The 19067-nt window shown below is 52.9% G+C and carries 18 protein-coding genes; 9 read left to right on the forward strand and 9 right to left on the reverse strand.

The genetic code is table 11. From position 1 onward, the window contains the following. Window position 1 precedes the first annotated feature (1 nt). A complete protein-coding gene (cysK, locus tag FGI41_RS08615; RefSeq protein ID WP_139489544.1) occupies window positions 2–925 on the forward strand; it encodes a cysteine synthase A in 924 nt (307 codons plus the stop codon). Window positions 926–927: 2 nt separating this feature from the next. On the opposite strand, the gene dpsA is transcribed toward cysK, so the two are convergent. From dpsA to thiD, 4 genes are all read right to left on the reverse strand, one after another. After that, on the reverse strand, window positions 928–1464 hold the full coding sequence (gene dpsA, locus FGI41_RS08620) for a DNA starvation/stationary phase protection protein DpsA (protein WP_139489546.1): 537 nt from the start codon (window positions 1462–1464) through the stop codon (window positions 928–930). 48 nt (window positions 1465–1512) lie between these two features. Then, window positions 1513–2517 (reverse strand): spore photoproduct lyase, encoded by a 1005-nt coding sequence (gene splB / locus FGI41_RS08625; protein ID WP_255298392.1) that lies wholly within the window; start codon window positions 2515–2517, stop codon window positions 1513–1515. A 631-nt stretch (window positions 2518–3148) separates the two neighbouring features. Continuing rightward, complete coding sequence (locus tag FGI41_RS08630) at window positions 3149–3349, reverse strand: hypothetical protein (RefSeq protein ID WP_255298379.1); 201 nt, start codon at window positions 3347–3349, stop codon at window positions 3149–3151. A gap of 207 nt (window positions 3350–3556) precedes the next feature. After that, window positions 3557–4348 (reverse strand): bifunctional hydroxymethylpyrimidine kinase/phosphomethylpyrimidine kinase, encoded by a 792-nt coding sequence (gene thiD / locus FGI41_RS08635; RefSeq protein WP_139489552.1) that lies wholly within the window; start codon window positions 4346–4348, stop codon window positions 3557–3559. Between the two features lie 243 nt (window positions 4349–4591). On the opposite strand from thiD, the gene FGI41_RS08640 reads away from it, so the two are divergent. From FGI41_RS08640 to FGI41_RS08655, 4 genes are read left to right on the forward strand one after another with little or no spacing between them, the layout of a single operon-like run. Then, window positions 4592–5560: a metal ABC transporter solute-binding protein, Zn/Mn family gene (locus tag FGI41_RS08640; protein WP_255298380.1), complete on the forward strand. Its 969-nt coding sequence runs from the start codon at window positions 4592–4594 to the stop codon at window positions 5558–5560. Between the two features lie 40 nt (window positions 5561–5600). Next, window positions 5601–6473 carry a metal ABC transporter ATP-binding protein gene (locus FGI41_RS08645; protein ID WP_139489554.1) on the forward strand — a complete coding sequence of 291 codons (873 nt, stop codon included), beginning with the start codon at window positions 5601–5603 and terminating at the stop codon, window positions 6471–6473. Then, window positions 6470–7801, forward strand: a complete 1332-nt coding sequence (locus FGI41_RS08650; RefSeq protein WP_139489556.1) for a metal ABC transporter permease — start codon at window positions 6470–6472, stop codon at window positions 7799–7801. Before FGI41_RS08645 ends, FGI41_RS08650 begins: the two co-directional genes overlap by 4 nt. Beyond that, window positions 7798–8685 (forward strand): metal ABC transporter permease, encoded by an 888-nt coding sequence (locus tag FGI41_RS08655; protein WP_139489559.1) that lies wholly within the window; start codon window positions 7798–7800, stop codon window positions 8683–8685. The genes FGI41_RS08650 and FGI41_RS08655 overlap by 4 nt, the downstream gene beginning before the upstream one ends. Here FGI41_RS08655 and FGI41_RS08660 read toward each other — a convergent pair. The 4 genes from FGI41_RS08660 to FGI41_RS08675 all read right to left on the reverse strand — a co-directional run bounded on the left by FGI41_RS08660 (window position 8645) and on the right by FGI41_RS08675 (window position 12330). Continuing rightward, on the reverse strand, window positions 8645–9622 hold the full coding sequence (locus tag FGI41_RS08660) for a DUF3231 family protein (protein ID WP_176560191.1): 978 nt from the start codon (window positions 9620–9622) through the stop codon (window positions 8645–8647). The genes FGI41_RS08655 and FGI41_RS08660 overlap by 41 nt on opposite strands. A gap of 60 nt (window positions 9623–9682) precedes the next feature. Further along, window positions 9683–10168: a hypothetical protein gene (locus tag FGI41_RS08665; RefSeq protein ID WP_255298381.1), complete on the reverse strand. Its 486-nt coding sequence runs from the start codon at window positions 10166–10168 to the stop codon at window positions 9683–9685. A gap of 198 nt (window positions 10169–10366) precedes the next feature. Further along, window positions 10367–11440 carry a TIGR03943 family putative permease subunit gene (locus FGI41_RS08670; protein WP_368656649.1) on the reverse strand — a complete coding sequence of 358 codons (1074 nt, stop codon included), beginning with the start codon at window positions 11438–11440 and terminating at the stop codon, window positions 10367–10369. Further along, the gene (locus FGI41_RS08675) at window positions 11437–12330 is read right to left on the reverse strand and encodes a permease (RefSeq protein WP_304364766.1); all 894 of its coding nucleotides are present in this window, start codon (window positions 12328–12330) and stop codon (window positions 11437–11439) included. The genes FGI41_RS08670 and FGI41_RS08675 overlap by 4 nt, the downstream gene beginning before the upstream one ends. A 349-nt stretch (window positions 12331–12679) precedes the next feature. On the opposite strand from FGI41_RS08675, the gene FGI41_RS08680 reads away from it, so the two are divergent. Further along, on the forward strand, window positions 12680–13744 hold the full coding sequence (locus FGI41_RS08680) for a hypothetical protein (RefSeq protein ID WP_139489567.1): 1065 nt from the start codon (window positions 12680–12682) through the stop codon (window positions 13742–13744). A gap of 74 nt (window positions 13745–13818) precedes the next feature. On the opposite strand, the gene acsA is transcribed toward FGI41_RS08680, so the two are convergent. After that, window positions 13819–15534, reverse strand: a complete 1716-nt coding sequence (gene acsA, locus FGI41_RS08685) for an acetate--CoA ligase (RefSeq protein WP_139489568.1) — start codon at window positions 15532–15534, stop codon at window positions 13819–13821. 234 nt (window positions 15535–15768) lie between these two features. On the opposite strand from acsA, the gene FGI41_RS08690 reads away from it, so the two are divergent. From FGI41_RS08690 to FGI41_RS08700, 3 genes are all read left to right on the forward strand, one after another. After that, the gene (locus tag FGI41_RS08690; protein WP_139489722.1) at window positions 15769–16686 is read left to right on the forward strand and encodes a metallophosphoesterase; all 918 of its coding nucleotides are present in this window, start codon (window positions 15769–15771) and stop codon (window positions 16684–16686) included. A 36-nt stretch (window positions 16687–16722) separates the two neighbouring features. Next, on the forward strand, window positions 16723–17778 hold the full coding sequence (locus FGI41_RS08695; RefSeq protein WP_139489570.1) for a PucR family transcriptional regulator: 1056 nt from the start codon (window positions 16723–16725) through the stop codon (window positions 17776–17778). A gap of 106 nt (window positions 17779–17884) precedes the next feature. Further along, window positions 17885–19000: an ABC transporter ATP-binding protein gene (locus tag FGI41_RS08700; RefSeq protein ID WP_139489572.1), complete on the forward strand. Its 1116-nt coding sequence runs from the start codon at window positions 17885–17887 to the stop codon at window positions 18998–19000. Window positions 19001–19067: the final 67 nt, after the last annotated feature.

The following is a 19067-nucleotide window of genomic DNA, read 5'->3' on the forward strand; positions in this document are numbered from 1 at the left end:
TATGCGAATTGTCTCTCATATAGCCGAGCTGATCGGCGAGACACCGGTCGTCAAGCTAAACCGCCTGGTCACCCCTGAGATGGCGGATGTCTATGTCAAGCTGGAAAAATTCAACCCAAGCGGCAGTGTCAAGGACCGCGCCGCCTACAATATGATTGTCACCGCTGAAGAACAAGGCCTGCTCAAGCCCGGTTCGACAATTATCGAGCCGACCAGCGGCAACACCGGAATCGGATTATGTATGGTCGCGGCCGCCAAGGGCTACAAGATCATCATCACCATGCCGGACAACGCCACCCGCGAGCGTTTTCTGTTGATGCAGGCTTATGGGGCAAAAGTCGTATTGACACCCCATGCTGAAAAAATGCCGGGTACGATCCGCAAAGCCGAGGAAATCCTCGCAGAGACCCCGGACGGCTTCATGCCGATGCAGTTCGAAAACAGTGCCAACCCAGATATCCACCGTGTCACCACGGCCCGTGAGATTCTGGAGCAGATGAATTATGATCTGGACGGCTTCGTCGCCACGTCCGGTACAGGCGGCACGATCACCGGTACAGGTGAGACGCTTCGGGAGCACCTGCCCAGCATCCATATCGCCGTTGTCGAACCGGCAGGCTCCCCTGTCTTGTCCGGTGGTGAACCAGGTCCGCATAAGATCGTCGGGACGAGCCCGGGATTTATCCCACCGATCCTCAATCAAGAGGTATATGATGAGATCATCCAGATTACAGACGAACAGGGTCTGGAGATGACCCGTCAGCTGGCCCGTCACGAAGCCATCCTGGTCGGCCCGTCTGCCGGTGCTGCCGTCTACGCCGCCCTTGAAGTAGCCAAGAAGCTTGGCCCGGGCAAAAAAGTGCTCGCCATCTGTGCAGACAGTGGCGAGCGGTATCTCTCGATGAGCGAGCTGTTTGGATTGTAATCCTACATGCGTGTTAGGGTATCTTCCCCCAGCACGTGTTCGAGATGATGCACATCGAATTCAAGCATCTGCAGCTGTTCTTTGAGCAGCTGCTCTGTTCCGAAATCTCCGCATTGCATGGACAGACGAATCATATCACGGTACCGCAAAATGATGTTTTGATACGCCCGCATGTCATGTAAGAGCATCGTGCGCAGATCAAACACACCCTCCTCCTCGATCGGAAACAACGCCATCTCCTGCTGTTTGCGCGGGGTGGAGATCGGGTAAGCGGCGAGTACCGTGATTCGTTCTGCCAACTGATCCCCCATCGTCAGACAGTGTGCAGCCAGCTCGTCCAACAACAGGTGCAGGTCACGGAAATCCGGTCCCTCGACCACCCAGTGATGCTTTTTCAACTGATGAAACAGCGTATAGACACTGCACAAGAGGACGTTACAGCCGTCACTTACCTGCTTGGCTACGCCCCGATCCAAAACCACCGGGTTCTCCTTCACTTCCCCCAGCTTATGAAGCAGCATGGTTTGCGTAATTCCCACCACGTTCGTTCACTCCTTTTGACTCACATACATACCCATAGCATGCACTTAGGTGAAATACTCAATGCGAGCCATTGGGAATAAGCGCTGGATTTCTTTTTCCATATGGGCTTTGAGCGCATGGGCCTTGAGGTCTGGATAGACGTATTTGCCTTTTCCGTATTTGCCCCATTTGTACTTACGCTCTTCTTCGTTCATCTCCAGCTTGGTTTTGGGATAGCGGGCGAGGATGAGGCTCTTGGCGATCTTGGTAAAACGGTGCTGGATCAGCTCAAAGGTCAGGTCTGACTTCGCTTCGTCACTCAGCTTGGAGCTAAGCCGCTCCAACAGATCGGTATAGCCCTCCTGCCAGCCTTCGAACCAGTACAGCGGAGCGAGGATAAAACCGAGCGGATAACCGGCCCGTGCTACTTTTTCCGCTGCTTCAATCCGCTGTTCGAAGGTGGACGTGCCCGGCTCGAAGTTCTTGATCACGTAGTCGGCGTTCATGCTGAAGCGAAAGCGCGTATGCTTGTTGTGCTTCGCATCGAGCAGTGAGTCAACATGGTGGAACTTGGTCACAAAACGCAGGCGTCCCAGCGGCTGCTCGCCCATGAATTCGATGGTTCGCTTCAGGTTGCCTGTGATGTGCTCGATCCCGATTGGGTCAGAGGTACAGGCGGCTTCGAAGCGGGTGATTTCGGGTTCGCGTTCTTTGATGTACTTTTGTGCTTGGGCGAGGATTTCATCCGTATTGACATAGACACGGATGTAGGGCTTGGTACCTACGTTGGTATTGAGGTAGCAGTAGTGGCAGTGGGCGGCACAGCCTGTTGCCAGTGGGATGGCATATTCGGCAGATGGTTTGCTCTGCTCGAATTTCATCGTTTTGCGGACGCCGACCACGAGTGTGCGCTTGGCGTTGCGGTATTGCTCGGTGTCGGTTTCGCCAGGGATACCGCGGACTTGGTTGTGACTGGTGGTCATTTTGATCGGGATGCCTTCTTGTTCATAGCGGGCGTAGAGTTCTTTGCCCAGAGGGTACTCCAATGCGCCGGGTTCGAAAAAAACCATGTCGGGGACGAACTTTTTGCTGCGCTGATCGGTTGCTTCGGCGGTCGCGTTGGTGATTTTGGTCACCGGATGATTGGCGGCGTCTTTGGTCGTTTCGACGGTGGGTCTTTCTAAGACGGCTGTAGGCATGTTGGTGTATCCCCCCTTAGGGTTTAGTATGACCTGCGGGCGGGAGACGGAGGCTTTTTTTCATTGGTGAAAAAGCCATCTGCTGGTGTGGAGTGGCGGCGGCTGGCAAGTGGCGCGCCTTGTTGAACCCCCTTCGTAAGAAGACTTGACTGGCCGCTGCGAGGAAGGAAAGGGCTTGTCGGGTCAAAAAGGGTTCGGCGAAGCAGATTCGAACGGAGGGGTTTGCCCCTGAGCTTATTCAGAGAAGCGGATACGCCCTTTCCTTCCTCTTCGCTGGGCAGGTGGTTCAAAGAGGCTTGCCTCTTGCCAGCCGCCGCCACTCCGACGTGCTTTTGCTGTTTGCCCACACTAAAAAAAGCAGACGTCGCTCCGCCTGCTTCGGAATACAAAAGATTGTCGAAAGCTACTCAGTCATTTTAACCATATTCAATCATTTGAGAACTTAACTCAATACAATCCAGCCTCACCTATGCCGATCCACCGCAGCCTAATCATCCCCACCCTACATCTCCCGCTTCTTATCCTTAAACTCCTCCAACAATCTCGCCGCATCATCCCGCTTATACGACGGGACCTGCACCTCATACGAATGGATCATCCCTTTTTTCTTCACCTTCAGTCGCACCCGTATGCCTTTATGCTCCAGCAGACGGCGGTACTCGTGGGCCACTCTTGGCAAACCATAGGACTTATGGACACTCACCCACCTGCTCCACAATCGGACCCGCTCCTTATCAAGGTTTCTTTACTAACCAAGATAAGCAAAAGCGGGGAAAATGGCACTGTTGACGGCCTACCCCACCAAAATAGATGCATGCAAAAAGCGGCCAGGCACAGACACCCTGTCCCAATCCATCGGGTGTCTGTTGCTTGACCGCTTTTTCATCCTGATCAAACCTTGGCCACGTATCTACATCTCCGCCCAATGATTCGTCGGCCCATGCCCTGCCCCAATCTCAGGCGCAGTCCGGATCGCTTCGATGATAAAAACCTTCGCCCGCTCGACCGCATGGATCAGCTCTGTGCCTTTTGCCAATTCGGCTGTGAGCGCTGCTGAGAACGTGCAGCCAGTCCCGTGGGTATGGCGTGTATCGAACCGCTTATGCGGGAAACGGTAAAATTCTTCGCCATCAAACAGCAGATCCACCAGCTCTTCGCTCTCCAGATGACCGCCTTTCATCATCACATGGCGAGGACCCATCTCGTGAATGCGTCGTGCAGCTTCCTCCATGTCCGTTTCAGAGCGGATCGTCATGCCTGTCAGCACCTCTGCTTCCGGCAGGTTAGGTGTGATCAGATAGCTGAGTGGCAGGAGGCTGTCTTGGAGGGCGGCGACTGCTTCGTCGAGCAGCAGCTTAGCCCCGCCTTTGGCGACCATCACGGGGTCGACCACCACTTTTTTGACCTGATGCTTCTTGATCACGGAGGCCACCGCGCGAATGATCTCGGCGTTGAACAGCATTCCTGTCTTCAGCGCATCTGTCCCGATGTCACGCAGCACCTCTTCCATCTGTTGCACGACAAAATCGGTCGGAACAGCATGCACGCCAGATACGCCCAAGGTATTTTGTGCAGTCAATGCCGTGATAGCACTGGTCCCAAACACGCCGAACTGATGAAATGTCTTCAAATCCGCCTGAATCCCTGCCCCGCCGCCGCTGTCCGAACCAGCCACTGTCATCGCGATTGCCCGTTTCTCCATGATAAAATCCCTCTCCTTGCGACTCAATCTTTTGCATGTTGAGTAAAGTATAACAAATCAAGTGTCACGTTGCCCAGATGCGACATATCGTAAGGCAGAGAATGTCGTGCTGCCTAATTGTTGCACAAGAGAAACTTTTTTAGGTAACCGAAAAACTGTTGCCTACAGGCACTTTTTTGTGTAAAATTTGCCCTAAGGCAAAACTTCTGCCTAAATAAAACTTAGTTGTGGAGGGACAACATTATGGCAACTTGGTGGAAAAGACCGTCGTGGCTCGTCTCAATGATCGGTATGCTGTTGGTATCAATGGTGGTCGCAGGTTGTGGAACCGGTACGACTCCAGCATCTCCAGCTGCAGCTACACCATCTGCTGACGGTGTGTGGCACGTAACCGTCACAACCGGGATGGTAGGCGATATCGTCAAGCAGGTAGGCGGAACCCATGTGGAAGTCACCCAGCTGATGGGCCCCGGTGTTGACCCGCACTTATACAAGGCGTCTCAAGGTGACATCAAGCGGATCGACGAGGCCGATCTCGTGTTTTACTCCGGTCTGCATCTGGAGGGCAAACTGGTTGATATTTTCGAAAAAATCGGCAGACAAAAGCCTGTGCTCAGCGTGACCGACTCCATCCCCAAAGAACTGCTGCACGCAAGCCCTGATGGTGTGACCAGCTATGACCCGCATGTCTGGTTTGACGTCACTCTCTGGATGAAAGCCACCGAGCGTGTCCGCGACGAGCTGATCAGGATCGACCCTGCGAATCAAGAGACCTATAAGCAAAACACAGATACCTATCTGAAAGAACTGGCCTCCCTGCACGAGTACGCCAAGGCACAGATCGCCACGATCCCAAAAGAACGCCGTGTGCTGGTCACCGCTCATGATGCTTTTGGCTATTTCGGCAAAGCATATGACATCGAGGTAATCGGTCTGCAAGGCATCAGCACGGCATCCGAGTACGGTCTCAAAGATGTACAACAGCTCGTCGATACACTCGTCTTACGCCAGATCAAAGCCGTATTCATCGAATCCTCTGTACCCAAACGCTCCATCGAGGCTGTCGTCGAGGGAACCAAGGCCAAAAACCATACGATCACCATCGGCGGTGAGCTGTTCTCCGATGCGATGGGTGAGCCAGGTACAGCAGAAGGCAACTATATCGGCATGGTGAGACACAACGTCGATACGATTGTGAAAGCACTGAAATAGATGTATCACCCACTTTTTTTCAAGAAGAGGAGGTATCCTTATGACAGATAAAAAGACGGCTCCCCCGCTGGCTGTACGTGACTTGACCGTCGCGTATCAGAAAAAGCCTGTCCTGCGCAACGTCAATCTGGAGATCCCCGAGGGCAGCCTGATTGGCATCGTCGGGCCCAATGGTGCGGGCAAGTCAACTTTTATCAAGGCGGTGCAAGGATTGATTCCCGTCGCCAGCGGGCAGGTAGAAATCTACGGCAAGCCATACCGTGCCCAACGAAAGCTGGTCGGCTATGTGCCGCAGCGGGAATCGGTCGACTGGGATTTTCCCACCGATGCGCTGGATGTGGTGCTGATGGGTACGTACGGCCGATTGGGCTGGTTTCGTCGCCCCGGCAAGCAGGATCGGGAATGGGCGCTAGAGTGCCTGCGAAAAGTGGGGATGGCTGATTACGCCACCCGGCAGATCAGCCAGCTATCCGGCGGGCAGCAGCAGCGTGTTTTTCTCGCCCGGGCACTGGCACAGGAAGCATCGCTCTACTTCATGGATGAACCGTTTGCCGGAGTGGATGCGGCGACCGAGAAAGCGATAATCCAGCTGCTCAATGAACTGAAAGCCCAGCAAAAGACCGTCCTCGTGGTGCACCATGACTTGCAGACGGTGCCAGAATATTTCGACTGGGTTGTGATGCTGAACCGCCGCGTGATCGAAAACGGGCCTACTCATGAGGTGTTCACTGCCGATAATCTCCAAAAAACGTATGGTGGTAGATTACAGACGCCAACCTCCCCCCATTTTGCAGCCATTAGTCCACGTTCAACGAGTGCTTCTAATAACCCAACTCCAACTGCCACAGGCATCACACTTGCCTCTAGCTTCTCAGGCACCAGCTGCACCACAAAGCAAGGTGATCAGCCATGACCGGGTGGGATGTGTTGCAAGACCCCAATACACAGTGGGTGTTGATCGGCTGCATGCTGCTTGGGATGTGCAGCGGGATGCTTGGCAGCTTCGCCTTTTTGCGCAACCGCTCACTGGTCGGCGACGCGCTGGCCCATGCCGCTCTGCCGGGAGTATGTGTGATGTTTTTGCTGACTGGCGCCAAGTCGATTGGGCTTTTCCTGATCGGAGCCGCAGTGGCGGGGTTACTCGCTATCTATTCGATTCAGGCGATTACCCGCTATACGCGGATCAAGGAAGACACGGCGCTGGCCCTGACTCTCTCTGTCTTTTTCGGTCTGGGGATTGTGCTGTTGACCTTCATCCAACACAGTGACAGCGGCAACCAGAGCGGATTGGATAAATTTCTGTTCGGTCAGGCGGCCTCGCTGATCGCAAGCGATGTGACAGCGATTGTCGTCGTGTCGGGCATTCTTCTCGCCGCTACCGGACTGTTGTTCAAAGAGTTTAAGCTGCTCGCCTTTGACCCTGGTTTTGGCCGTGGCTTGGGTTATCCGATGGGGCTGTTAGACGGTCTGTTGATGCTGATGCTTTTGCTCACGGTGGTGATCGGTCTGCAAGCCGTCGGGGTCGTGCTGATGGCCGCGATGCTGATCGCACCTGCTGTCACTGCCCGCTACTGGACGGATCGGCTCGGTCTGATGGTCATCCTCTCTGGTCTGTTCGGTGCGTTGAGCGGTGCGCTTGGGACATTGTTTAGCACCCAGATCGAAAACCTGCCGACCGGCCCGATGATCGTGCTTGCGGCTACGTCCTTCTTCCTCTTTTCTCTTCTGTTCTCACCTCGCCGCGGGCTATTGTCGAGAGTCATCCGGTTCCTTCGCCTGCGCCGCAAAGTCCTGCACGAGGATGTCCTGCAGGCTCTCTATGAACTGCACGAGCAACCACACGCACAGCTGACTGCCACCAGCTTCACCGCAGAGCATCTGTCCCAAAAAACCGGCAAACCACGCCGCCGTATCCAATCCGCCTTACGTGCACTGTGGCGACTGGGCTTACTGGACGGTTTGGAGTCCGACACGATCCGCTTTACCGCAGATGGACTGGTCGCGGCGCACCAGATCGTACTGAATCAGCGCCTGTGGGACATCTACCACATGAATGAGAATCAATACCAATCGGCAGGCATCGATAAAAACCTGGAAGAGATCACCCCACAGCTCTCCCCAGACACGCTCGCCCAGATGATGAAGCAGCTCGACGACTACGACCTCACCCCGACCCTTTTGCAAAAACCAAAACCAGCCGTGTCGGTTCCTTACACGAAAAAAGGGGGCTTCTCCTTATGAACAGCTTTTGGATCATCTTGACGGGTTCTTTGGTGGCGGCCTCATGCGGGTTTCTTGGCTGCTTTCTGATCCTGCGCCGGATGGCTATGCTCGGGGATGCGATCAGCCACTCGGTGTTACCAGGGATTGTGCTTGCGTTTCTATTAAGTGAAAGCCGTGATACCCTGCCGATGCTCATCGGGGCGACCGCGATTGGATTAATCACCGTATTTATCATCCAGACCTTACACGCAAGCGGGGTTAAGTCAGATGCGGCCATCGGCGTCACCTTTACCGCTTTATTCTCAGTCGGGGTCGTACTGGTCTCGATGTATACCGACAAGGTCGACTTGGATCTCGACTGCGTCCTCTACGGGGAGATCGCTTATGTACCGTGGGATACGCTCACCTTTGCAGGCATGGAGATCGGCCCGCGTGCCGTCTGGGGCATCGGCAGTGTGTTTTTGCTCAGCCTTGTCACCGTCTGGCTCTTTTTCAAGCAGTTCAAAATCTGCGCCTTCGATCCGGCGATGGCAGCGGCTGTCGGGATTCCGGTGATGCTGTTTCATTACATCCTGATGGGGCTGGTATCGCTGACGACAGTCGCTTCCTTTGAGAGTGTCGGGGCGATCCTCGTCGTCGCGATGCTGGTCGTGCCGAGTGCAACTGCTTATCTGCTGACCGATCGGCTCTCTGTGATGCTTGGCGTGAGTATGCTGATTGGCGTGCTATGCTCCGTGTTTGGGTATTGGTTGGCTACGTGGCTGGATACATCGATTGCAGGTGCGATGACCGTGGTCGCAGGAGGATTGTTCTTGCTGGCCCTGCTGTTCTCACCCAAATACGGTGTTGTCGCCAAGGTCATCAGCCAACGCAGACTGAGACGCGAGATAAAGGAGATCTAACAAACGCAAAAAAACCGTCAGCGATGTGGGTTTCCATCCACACCTTCCAGGCGGTTCTTTTTTTTCTCCTTAATACACGGGCCAAGTCGTGTCTTGGACTGACCGCGATACTGTCGCCAAAATTGCGCAGCTTGGCAGCAGAGAAGTTCGACACATGAAACAGCATCAATTTATCCGAAAACGGTGGGGTGGTTGAATTCGTCACCGTAAAGCCAAACGGAATCGCTGGCGGTATGTTTTCTTGCAGCATCATGTTTGACACTCTACCTATTTGGCTTTTGTTAATTTTGATCCCCTGATAAAAGTATTCCCGTATGGTTTGAGATTGAGCTACCTGACTAAACCCGGTTAAGAGAGCAATTTTAATCGTATTAAACTCCAGATTCGCAAACAATTGACCGATTTCCGCAGAGTTAAGCGGTCGCTTGCCACTGAAGAAGCCATTGAAAAAGGACGTCGTTTCCACAAACTCAGCATGCTCCGGATAGGGGATGACAGGTGGGCGTACGTAGACCCCCTTCTCCAGCATCACATCTGCCACTTCGTTAAACAGCTTCGCAGACACATGGATCGCATCCGTGATGAATCCCCGTACGTCCTCTCTGGCCATGGTAGGCAGGGCAATCGTATAGAAAATACTGCCCAGCCCGGTTATCATTTTTAAGTAATAGAGATAGTATGTATCGGAGAATAACCGTGGGGCATCCAGATGGACATCTTCGTCTGTAAAGCCGATCGGAATCGGAAAATGGTCTTTTTCGAATATCTCTTTGATCCGTGCCAGATTTACTTGGCATGCCTTTTGATTGTCTGAGATCACTTTCCCGATCTGCTCGTCCTCGACGTTGCGGTTAAAATAACTCAGTACCTTACAGCCCATGGAGTTAGCCATATAAGCCATCCAGAGGTTCCCTATTTCGGCAGATGTCATAGGCATCCTGGTCTTCTCCATTATTCCCTTCCTCTCTTCCCTGCACGTAATGGTTAGGGATATCATTTACCCCGTCATCCTTTTTATTCGACCTATCCGCATCAGAATAGCCCCAAAGCCGATCCCGATAAAACAGAAAAGCATCGGCAGCCATACCGGGCCAAGCAAGATCCCCATGATCCGCAGAGTCGGAGCATAGATCACACCCACCGTGGCAAAAAAAGCGGAAAAGACAAACGGCAAGGTAGAATAAGGTGCGTCTCCCCCTCCCGCGTTTCTATAGGCATCCCATATGCCAAACATATAGACACACGGGTAAAACATCAGCCATTGAAAATTGGTCTGCCCCAACGCCTTGGTGATATCTCCATGAAAGCTTGCAATGATCGCCAGATTGAGCTTCGATCCCATATTAATGATGACTTCCAGCACAATCAGAACAAATCCTTTCAGATACTGCTTATTTAGGAACTGCCCGAAACCCGGCAAGGCAACACACCAAAGAAGTGCCTGCAGTGGATCGGGAGTTGCATTTTGCTGTTTTGCCGGCACAGTTCCATCCCCTCCGTTTTTCTATAGGTTGCCATCAAGCAATCATATAAATTCATACTGTAATTCAAATTTATGTAAGAAATTGCGACCTGCAACGATCCTACCTTTATCATGACAAATCCAACAAAAAAAATCCCTCACAGAGCTGGTGTCTGCTTAGGATTTTAGCGACCACAATGGGACAAGGTATCCCTTCTTCTATTGCCCGAGGAGACCACCCTCTGCATTCTGGTAATACACGTACGGATTGCGCGGTGCTAGTACCTGGGTGACCTTCTCTGCCTGAAGCACAAGCAGCTTCGTGTCGCCTGCCTGACGCAACACCAACTCACCCCCTACCCTGACCCAGCTGTCCCGGGCCCCGCGCTTCATCCCCTCAGGCAGTTCTACCATGACTCCGAATACCCCTGCATCAGCGGTACAGCAGCTCACTGAAAAACGGGCAACGACGAACTCCCGCTCCGAAAAATGAGGCTCCGTATAGATGAAGCCCATCGTTTCCAGCTTTTTGCCGGCGAATTGCTTCTGATACAGCTCAAGCGTGGTCAACCCGTCTAAGAAGTTGTGATCATCGAGCACGATCACCGGCTGCTGGTACAAGCCTACGGCGAGATCGGTGTAAAAATCTCCGAAGCCTTCGCTGTTGAACATCTTACGGATTTCCTCGGTGGTTTTGGGGTAAGCTGTTTCGACCTTTTGCGGTTGAGTGACAGACTCTGGGCTACCAGCGCTTCCGTCGACTGCTCCTTTGGCAGCACCGATACCTCCCTTGCCCGCTTCCTCAGCACCACTTGTCCGATCAACGCCCCCGCTCCCTGATTCCCCGACTCCAGTTGCTTCCCCTCTCGCCACCGCCGCCAGCTTGGAATTCCCCGACAGCAGGTTCAGCCCCTTTTTCTCCGCCAGCTCACTTCCGAGAATCTTATCCGGCATGAACAAGCCCATCACGACTGGCAGAAGAAACAAACCGTACACGATTGACGACCTCCACAAGCCCTGGGGAATCCCATGCTCTCCCGGACAATCACAGACCTCCTCAGCAGGTCCCATGATCGCCTGACGCAGGCTGACGCCTGTAAGAAGTAGCATTATTACAAGAGTCACATATGCTAACCCATGCAGTCTGGGGGCCAGATATAGTCCGATAGTCCCTCCAGCGATAAGATCGATCAACCAAAAACAGAATCCAAGCAACAGAAAGCTCCGCACATAATAATGCCGCTTCACCCGCCGCACTTCACTGCTGCCGTACATCCTCTCCCCCCCTGTCATCCGATCGGTATCCACATCGTAGCTGCCAGCACCAGCACACTGACGACAGCGACTAACAGTACGACAAACCGAAACGTAAATACACTCATCAGCATCAGCGTATTTTTAAAATCAATCATCGGTCCAAACACGAGAAACGAGAGCAATGCCCCCGGCTGAAACGACCCCATAAACGAAGCCGCGATGAATGCATCCGCCTCCGAACACAGCGAAAAGACATAGGCAAGGCCCATCATCACCAGGTGAGAGGACAGTGGCGTCTGACCGATCTCCACCAGCGTCTCCCTCGCCACGAATGTCTGGATCACGCTACTTACCAGCGCACCGAACAACAGATATTTGCCCATATCAAAAAACTCGTCCACCGCATGTGTCAGCGTCGCCCCCCATTTCTTGGCTTGTCTCACCTGATGGGACATCTCATGTCTGGTCTTGCGCTCCACCCCGATCTTCAGCGGATTCCGTCTCACGAACAGCCACATGATCAAGCCGGCAAGCATGGCGACCAAGAGGGCCACTCCCGCCCGATAGAAGACCATCTCCGGCTGCCGTTGAAACGCGGTGTAAGTGGCCGTCAGCACAACAGGGTTGACAATCGGCCCCGCCAGCAAAAAGACGATCCCGACATAGACCGGCATCCCTTTTTGAATCAAGCGACGGATCACGGGAATGATCGCACACTCACAGAGCGGAAACAAAAACCCAAGCAAGGAGGCAAACGGGATCGCCACCACCGGAAGCTTCGGTGTCCAGCGGCGCACTTGATCCTCTGTCACAAATGTCTGAATCAGCCCTGAAAAAAACACACCCAAGAGCACAAAGGGGATGGCTTCCAAGACAATGCTCACAAACAGGGTCTTCACATCCAGCCATGCTCCAGCCCACGACATCCTCCATGAAAGCAACGGCGTGAGCCCACCAGTCGCAACCAGCACCATAGCCAGTCCGATCAGCAAGGCTCCCCCAGACTCCAACAGTAAGGCTCGTAATCGGTACACCACCCCTATTACCTCCATCAGAACCAATCTTTACCTTAATTGTATTCGGTTTATTAAGAAAGATTACGATTTACCTTACAAGGAAGTATCATCTGATCATTTTTCACATCGTTTGTCGTTTTTTGTCGAATGATAGATAGTTTCGACTTATTGTTTTCCAGCTTATAATAGGTCTAAAGCACCTGACCCTTTTATGAAAATCAGGATGTTTTTACTACCTTACTGGCAAAGGGGGACCAAAATGACTAGACCCATCGATTTCACCCCACCCGGTCAAGCCGCGAAAACGCCTGGCACCACCGGCAATGGAAAAGTAAATCCTGGGCAGGAGAAGCAAGAGCAGCGCAACCAGACGGGAACCACCACTCCGACCACCTCTCCTGTCACTCCACCGCAGGATACCGTGGTGATTAGTCCAGAGGCTGAACAGGCTTATCAAAACCAGCCACAGCCGACAACGCCTTCCACAGGCACCACTCCTGCTAATCCAACAACCGATCCGACAACAACACCTGGCCAAACCACGACACCTGCTACACCACCTGTTGACACGACAACACCTACGACACCTGCACAAACCCCAACCGCACCACCAGTCGATACATACCAACCGACACAGCCGACACCGACACCAGACGTACCGGCCACAACACCAGAGGGAAATGGCACGAAGCCGGAAGTGAACCCGACTTCACCGACAGCCCCAAGCACCCCTGCACCAACACCAGAGACTGAGACTGAGACTGAGACAGAGCAGGCAGGCGCCCAAATCACGCCGTACAACTTCCAAAAGGCTGTCTCCGCCTACAACCTCGCCAAACGGATGCTTGCTAAGACAGAGGCTGTGAGCAGCAACGGTCCGATCTTTGATTACAACAGCTACAAAATGAAAACACAACAAGCCTTGGTCAACCAGACCGTCTACAATGCTACCTTTAACAGAAGCACAGAGGCTGTCATCCAAGTGAAGGAATCAAAAGAAACCCGCGACCAGGCACAGAACACGCTGGATCAACCAACAACCGCAACCCAAGCAGCTACCAGCAAACCTGCAGAAGCGGTGAAGGAAACCAAACAAAGCGATAACCAAAAACAACAGACAGAGACAGTGGTCAAAACCAATGGGCAACCAACCCAACTAAACCAGGCCACGAATGAGAAAGAAAACGAACGAGTCACAACGTCTGCACCACTTACACAAACAGAGCCGAGCCAAAAAGAGCCGGCCACCAACACAGATACGAGCACTCATCCTAACCAAGATCCTTCCTCATCCGTATCAAACATCTTCGATCAAGCCGTATAAGCACCAAAAAGACCACACAGCCTGTGAACTGTGTGGTCTTTTGTATGTGATGCCAGTTGAGATGATTATGATGATTAGTCTTCCATCGTAGACAGGTCACCTGTCGGCAAGCCAAGCTCCCATGCTTTGAGCACGCGGCGCATGATTTTACCGGAGCGGGTTTTAGGGAGTTTGTCGCGGAATTCGATCTCGCGTGGTGCAGCGTGAGCAGCCAAGCCTACTTTGACGAACTTCTTGATCTCATCCATCAGCTCTTCGCTTGGCTCATAGCCTGCACGCAGCGCGATGAACGCTTTGATGATCTCGCCGCGCATCGGATCTGGTTTCCCGATGACACCTGCTTCTGCTACAGCCGGATGCTCGACCAGCTTGCTCTCTACTTCAAATGGACCTACGCGCTCACCGGAAGTGTTGATCACGTCGTCGATGCGGCCTTGGAACCAGAAGTAGCCGTCTTCGTCCTTGTAAGCTGAGTCGCCGGATACATACCAGCCTGGAATGCGCACATACTCTTCGAATTTTGCTGGGTTTTTCCAGATCTCACGCATCATGGACGGCCATGGTGTGCGGATTGCGAGATTCCCCATGCGGTTGGCTGGCAGCTCGTTGCCGCGGTCGTCGATGATCGCAGCATGGATGCCTGGGAATGGTTTGCCCATAGAGCCTGGCTTGATGTCCATACAGCGGTAGTTGGAGATGAGTTGACCGCCTGTTTCAGTCATCCACCAGTTGTCATGGATGCGGTGGTTGAACACTTTCAGACCCCAGTATACTACTTCTGGGTTGAGAGGCTCCCCTACGCTCAGTACGTGGCGCAGAGAAGAGAGGTCGAATTTTTTCACAGCCTCATCGCCTGCACCCATCAGCATGCGGAATGCGGTCGGAGCACTGTACCAGATGGAGACTTTATATTTTTCGATCGTTTGATACCAGTCTTCCGGTGTGAAACGGCCACCGCGGATGACGCTGGTTACACCGTTGAGCCATGGAGAGAAGATCCCGTAGGATGTACCGGTTACCCAGCCTGGGTCAGCTGTACACCAGTATACGTCCTCATCGGTAAAATCAAGCACCCAGCGGCCTGTTTGCAGGTGTTGGATCATGGCGTTGTGTACGTGCAGAACGCCTTTTGGTTTGCCGGTAGAACCGGATGTATAGTGGAGGATCATGCCGTCTTCACGGTCGACCCATTCGATTTCAAGCTCAGGAGAAGCTTCAGCCATCGCTTTGGAGAAGTCGATTTGGCCTTCCTGCAGGTCACCTTCAGCACCGAAGAGAATCACATGCTTGAGGTGTGGGAGATCTTGGACAGGTACACGTGGGAGCAGAGCAGGTGTGGTGATGATCGCTACCGCTTCACTGTCTTCCAGACGGTCGCGGACAGCCCCTTCCATGAATGCTTCGAACAGTGGACCTACAATTGCGCCAATTTTCAGTGTTCCGAGAACGCTTACATAAAGCTCTGGAGTGCGAGGCATGAAGACAAAGACGCGGTCCCCTTTTTTGATATCGAGGCTTTTGAGGACATTCCCGAATTTATTGGACAGTTGGCTGAATTGTGCGAACGTATATTGTTCCTCACGGGTATTATCGCTGTAGTAGAGGGCTACTTTGTTTTCACGGTGAGTGCCGATGTGACGGTCAATCGCTTCATGAGCCATGTTGACTTTACCGGTCTCGTACCAGGTGAATTCTTTCTCAACGTCAGCCCAATTAAAGGTTGCGTACGTTTCTTCGTAATTTTTCAGGTTTTGTTGTCCTTCTGCTGCTGGGATTCTTTCCACTTTCATACTTTCACTCTCCTTGTTCCCCAATGAAATATCATGCGCTTCTCTCTATGCTTCTTCTCCTATTACTACTTCTTCAAAGATGTACCAATTCCTCTTTGTTTTTCGATAATTCTATCAACACCCTTACCAGTAAAATACTACACCTTTTTAGCCTTTCGTCTCGTATAATCGTATGAGTATTGAAATTGACGGAACGAAATGCAAAAAACCAAACATGGAGGGTGATTGTTGATTATGCTATGGCTGATTGCCGTATTAGGTTTTGCTGCTATGTTGATGAGAGCCCACCGGAACACCCACCACCCCGAGATTAATAACGTCGCTGTAGCGGTCAAAGCGACAGGACGTGTTGATAAAAATGCGCTGTCTGATCTTCGTATTCTGCATCTGTCTGACTTGCATATGGAGAATCTCTCCGTATCTGCTGAGCGTGTCGTCGACGAGATGCGCGGCCAGGAGCTGGATCTGATCGCGATCACAGGCGACCTGCTTGACCGTGCACGGAATATCCCGCGTGCTGTAGCGTATGTGGAAGCACTGAAAAAGCTGAAGCCAAAACACGGAATCTACGTGACATTCGGTAACCATGACTACGTGCTGAAAGCCAACAAGCTCGCACATCTCAAAATCGGTCTGGAACGCATCGGTGCGCATGTGCTGGTCAACGAGACCATGACAGTGGATCACAACGGTGTGAAGCTGCACATCATCGGGATTGACGACTTTGCAACCCGCCACCACAATCTGGCGAAATCTTATAAAAAGGTCGACGATGAGGGCATCCGCCTCGTGCTTACCCATGACCCTAACATTGTATTGCATATGAAGGAGTATGATTACGACTATCTGCTCTCCGGTCACTTCCACGGGGGTCAGATTCACTGGCCGAAGCCGTTCCATCTGGCAAAAATGGGGAAGCTGCCGCGTATGAATATCATCAAAGGTCTGCACTTCCGTGACGGCCGTCCATTCTACATCAGTGAAGGCTTGGGACAGACAGGTGTGAATATCCGCCTGCGCTCCCGTCCGGAAATCACCTTGCATACGCTGGGTGCTGCGGGCGCAACAGAAGGTGCTTTGGGTACTGTTGCCGTTGCTTTTGAGCCGGTGAAGCAAGAGGCCGCTCCCACCCTGGCCGCGAGTGAGGTATAATAGAGCCATCACGAGCGACACGAAAGGCGGCTTTCCATGGAGATTGAACAAAAGTGGCGGGAAGAAGTCAATCGAATACAGCAAGCGACGAAGCTCAGAATTGAGCTTCTTTCTTGTATCCATAACGATTTTACAGACGTACGCATCCGCTATGAGGCGGCAGGCGGTGAGGTGATTCGCTCGCATGCTGTCAACGGTGTGGTATGGTACGTCGGCATACATACAGCAGAGTGGTCGGAGTCTGCGCGTGCGCTCCTGCCGCTCCTGCTAAGCGAAGCTAGAACAGATGCGCCGTCAGCGGGTGCCCTGACCTTGCAGGAAGAGGTCCTGCACTGGCTGGCAGCGGTCTATCAGGGGCAAGATGCTCCCCTGCCAAGCCGGTTAGAGCGTGAGTGGCATTGGACAGAGGGACGTGCCTGTTTTGTCATCGAACGGACTTCAGGGGTGAATGCGGTCGCGTGGAAGCAGCTGTTCGGTGATTTTTTCGGAGATACCAAGCGGATTGAGTGCTGGCAGGTGGCTGATCTAGTCTATCTGCTGCTGGTACCGCTCTCCCTGTTGCCGGATGAGAGCGGGGAGCCTGTGGATCTGGACACCACTTCGTCCCCAGTCTTGCTGGAGTGGGCAGCCAGTCTGCACGATCTGCTCTCCACCGAGGCAATGGAAAATGCAAAGGTGCTGGTGGCTCCCCCGCTGGAGCGTGCCCATGCACTGCCTGCTGCCCTTCGTCAGGTGAAGGGCTTGTCCCATGCTCTCTCTCACTTTTTCCCCCGTGTGATGGTGGCAGCCACCTGGCAGTACCCGCTGGAGCGCTGGGCGGCTACGCTTGATCTGGATACAGTGCGGGCGTTGCGCGCGAGTCTTCCCGTGCCTTCCTCCCTGCAGCTGACAGAGGAGCAGCTGGAATCACTTGAATCGTTTTGTGAGCATCATCTCAATGTGAGTGAGACGGCCCGGTCGCTGTTTTTACACCGAAACACGCTTTTGTACCGGCTGGACAAGATTCAGGAGCAGACAGGCCTTGAGCCGCGCAGGTTTGCCGATGCAATGCTATTGCGTCTTGCTACCCTTTTGGGCAAATTGGACAATTAGGTTTGTATACATTCACCATAGAGATCGAGGAAGCAATTGCCGTACAATGGGTACCATGATGAAAGCGCATTCGTCCGCTTACATAGATGATAGGGAGTGATTCAATATGGCACAGGTTAGATTGAACCATATCTTTAAAAAATATTCGAACGGTTTCGCAGCAGTAAACGATTTTCACTTGGACATTAAAGACCGTGAGTTCCTCGTCCTCGTAGGTCCATCCGGCTGCGGTAAATCCACCACCCTGCGTATGATTGCAGGTCTTGAAGATATCTCTGAGGGTGACCTCTACATCGGTGATCGCCGTGTAAACGATGTAGCGCCTAAAGACCGCGACATCGCGATGGTATTCCAAAGCTACGCCCTCTACCCGCACATGAACGTATACGACAACATGGCGTTCGGTCTGAAGCTTCGCAAATTCCCAAAAGACGAGATCGACAAACGCATCCAAGAAGCAGCACGTATCCTCGACATCACCCACCTCTTGGACCGCAAGCCAAAAGCACTCTCCGGCGGTCAGCGTCAGCGTGTGGCCCTGGGCCGTGCGATCGTCCGTGAACCACAGGTGTTCCTGATGGACGAACCGCTCTCCAACCTCGATGCCAAGCTTCGTGTACAGATGCGTACCGAGATCGCCAAGCTGCACAAGCGCCTCGAAACCACTGTGGTCTATGTAACGCATGACCAGACCGAAGCGATGACCATGGGTGACCGCATCGTGGTTATGAAAGACGGTATCGTGCAACAAGTAGCGACTCCGACCGAAATCTACAACCATCCTGCGAACCAGTTCGTAGCGAGCTTCATCGGTTCACCAGGAATGAACTTCATCAAAGGCTCTGTCAAAGAAGAAGGCGGCAAAGTGAAATTCACCGCTCCTGGCATGGACATCATCTTCCCAGATGACAAAGCATCCGCCCTGCGCTCTGCGGGCTACATCGGCAAAGATGTAACCTTCGGAATCCGTCCGGAGGATATCTACAGCGACAACCAATTCATCGAAGCCAATCCGTTCCAATCCAACATCAAAGCGGACATCGATGTCGTGGAAAACATGGGTTCTGAGCTGTACGTCTACTTCAACAACATCGGCGGCAACCAAATGATCGCTCGTGTAGACGCGCGTGAGGGTCTGAAGCATGGTATGAACGTAACACTTGGCATGGACCTCTCCAAATGCCATGTATTTGATGCCCAAACTGAATTATCCGTGTTTTAATCCTGTTTGTGGATTGCACATTAACTCACGGTTACACACAAGGAACTGACTCTCCTTTAACGGGGAC

The organism is Brevibacillus dissolubilis (assembly GCF_006170445.1).
Classification (GTDB): Bacteria; Bacillota; Bacilli; order Brevibacillales; family Brevibacillaceae; genus Brevibacillus_B; species Brevibacillus_B dissolubilis.

Bases quoted from the DNA above. Each gene is read 5' to 3' on its own strand.
- splB (WP_255298392.1), bottom strand. From the start codon at position 2,517: ATGGTTTTTTTCGAACCCGGCGCATTGGAGTACCCTCTGGGCAAAGAA.
- FGI41_RS08650 (WP_139489556.1), top strand. From the start codon at position 6,470: ATGACCGGGTGGGATGTGTTGCAAGACCCCAATACACAGTGGGTGTTG.
- FGI41_RS08695 (WP_139489570.1), top strand. From the start codon at position 16,723: ATGGAGATTGAACAAAAGTGGCGGGAAGAAGTCAATCGAATACAGCAA.
- FGI41_RS08690 (WP_139489722.1), top strand. From the start codon at position 15,769: ATGCTATGGCTGATTGCCGTATTAGGTTTTGCTGCTATGTTGATGAGA.
- FGI41_RS08675 (WP_304364766.1), bottom strand. From the start codon at position 12,330: ATGTCGTGGGCTGGAGCATGGCTGGATGTGAAGACCCTGTTTGTGAGC.
- cysK (WP_139489544.1), top strand. From the start codon at position 2: ATGCGAATTGTCTCTCATATAGCCGAGCTGATCGGCGAGACACCGGTC.
- FGI41_RS08655 (WP_139489559.1), top strand. From the start codon at position 7,798: ATGAACAGCTTTTGGATCATCTTGACGGGTTCTTTGGTGGCGGCCTCA.
- FGI41_RS08640 (WP_255298380.1), top strand. From the start codon at position 4,592: ATGGCAACTTGGTGGAAAAGACCGTCGTGGCTCGTCTCAATGATCGGT.
- thiD (WP_139489552.1), bottom strand. From the start codon at position 4,348: ATGGAGAAACGGGCAATCGCGATGACAGTGGCTGGTTCGGACAGCGGC.
- FGI41_RS08700 (WP_139489572.1), top strand. From the start codon at position 17,885: ATGGCACAGGTTAGATTGAACCATATCTTTAAAAAATATTCGAACGGT.
- FGI41_RS08680 (WP_139489567.1), top strand. From the start codon at position 12,680: ATGACTAGACCCATCGATTTCACCCCACCCGGTCAAGCCGCGAAAACG.
- acsA (WP_139489568.1), bottom strand. From the start codon at position 15,534: ATGAAAGTGGAAAGAATCCCAGCAGCAGAAGGACAACAAAACCTGAAA.
- FGI41_RS08670 (WP_368656649.1), bottom strand. From the start codon at position 11,440: ATGACAGGGGGGGAGAGGATGTACGGCAGCAGTGAAGTGCGGCGGGTG.
- FGI41_RS08660 (WP_176560191.1), bottom strand. From the start codon at position 9,622: ATGCCTATGACATCTGCCGAAATAGGGAACCTCTGGATGGCTTATATG.
- FGI41_RS08645 (WP_139489554.1), top strand. From the start codon at position 5,601: ATGACAGATAAAAAGACGGCTCCCCCGCTGGCTGTACGTGACTTGACC.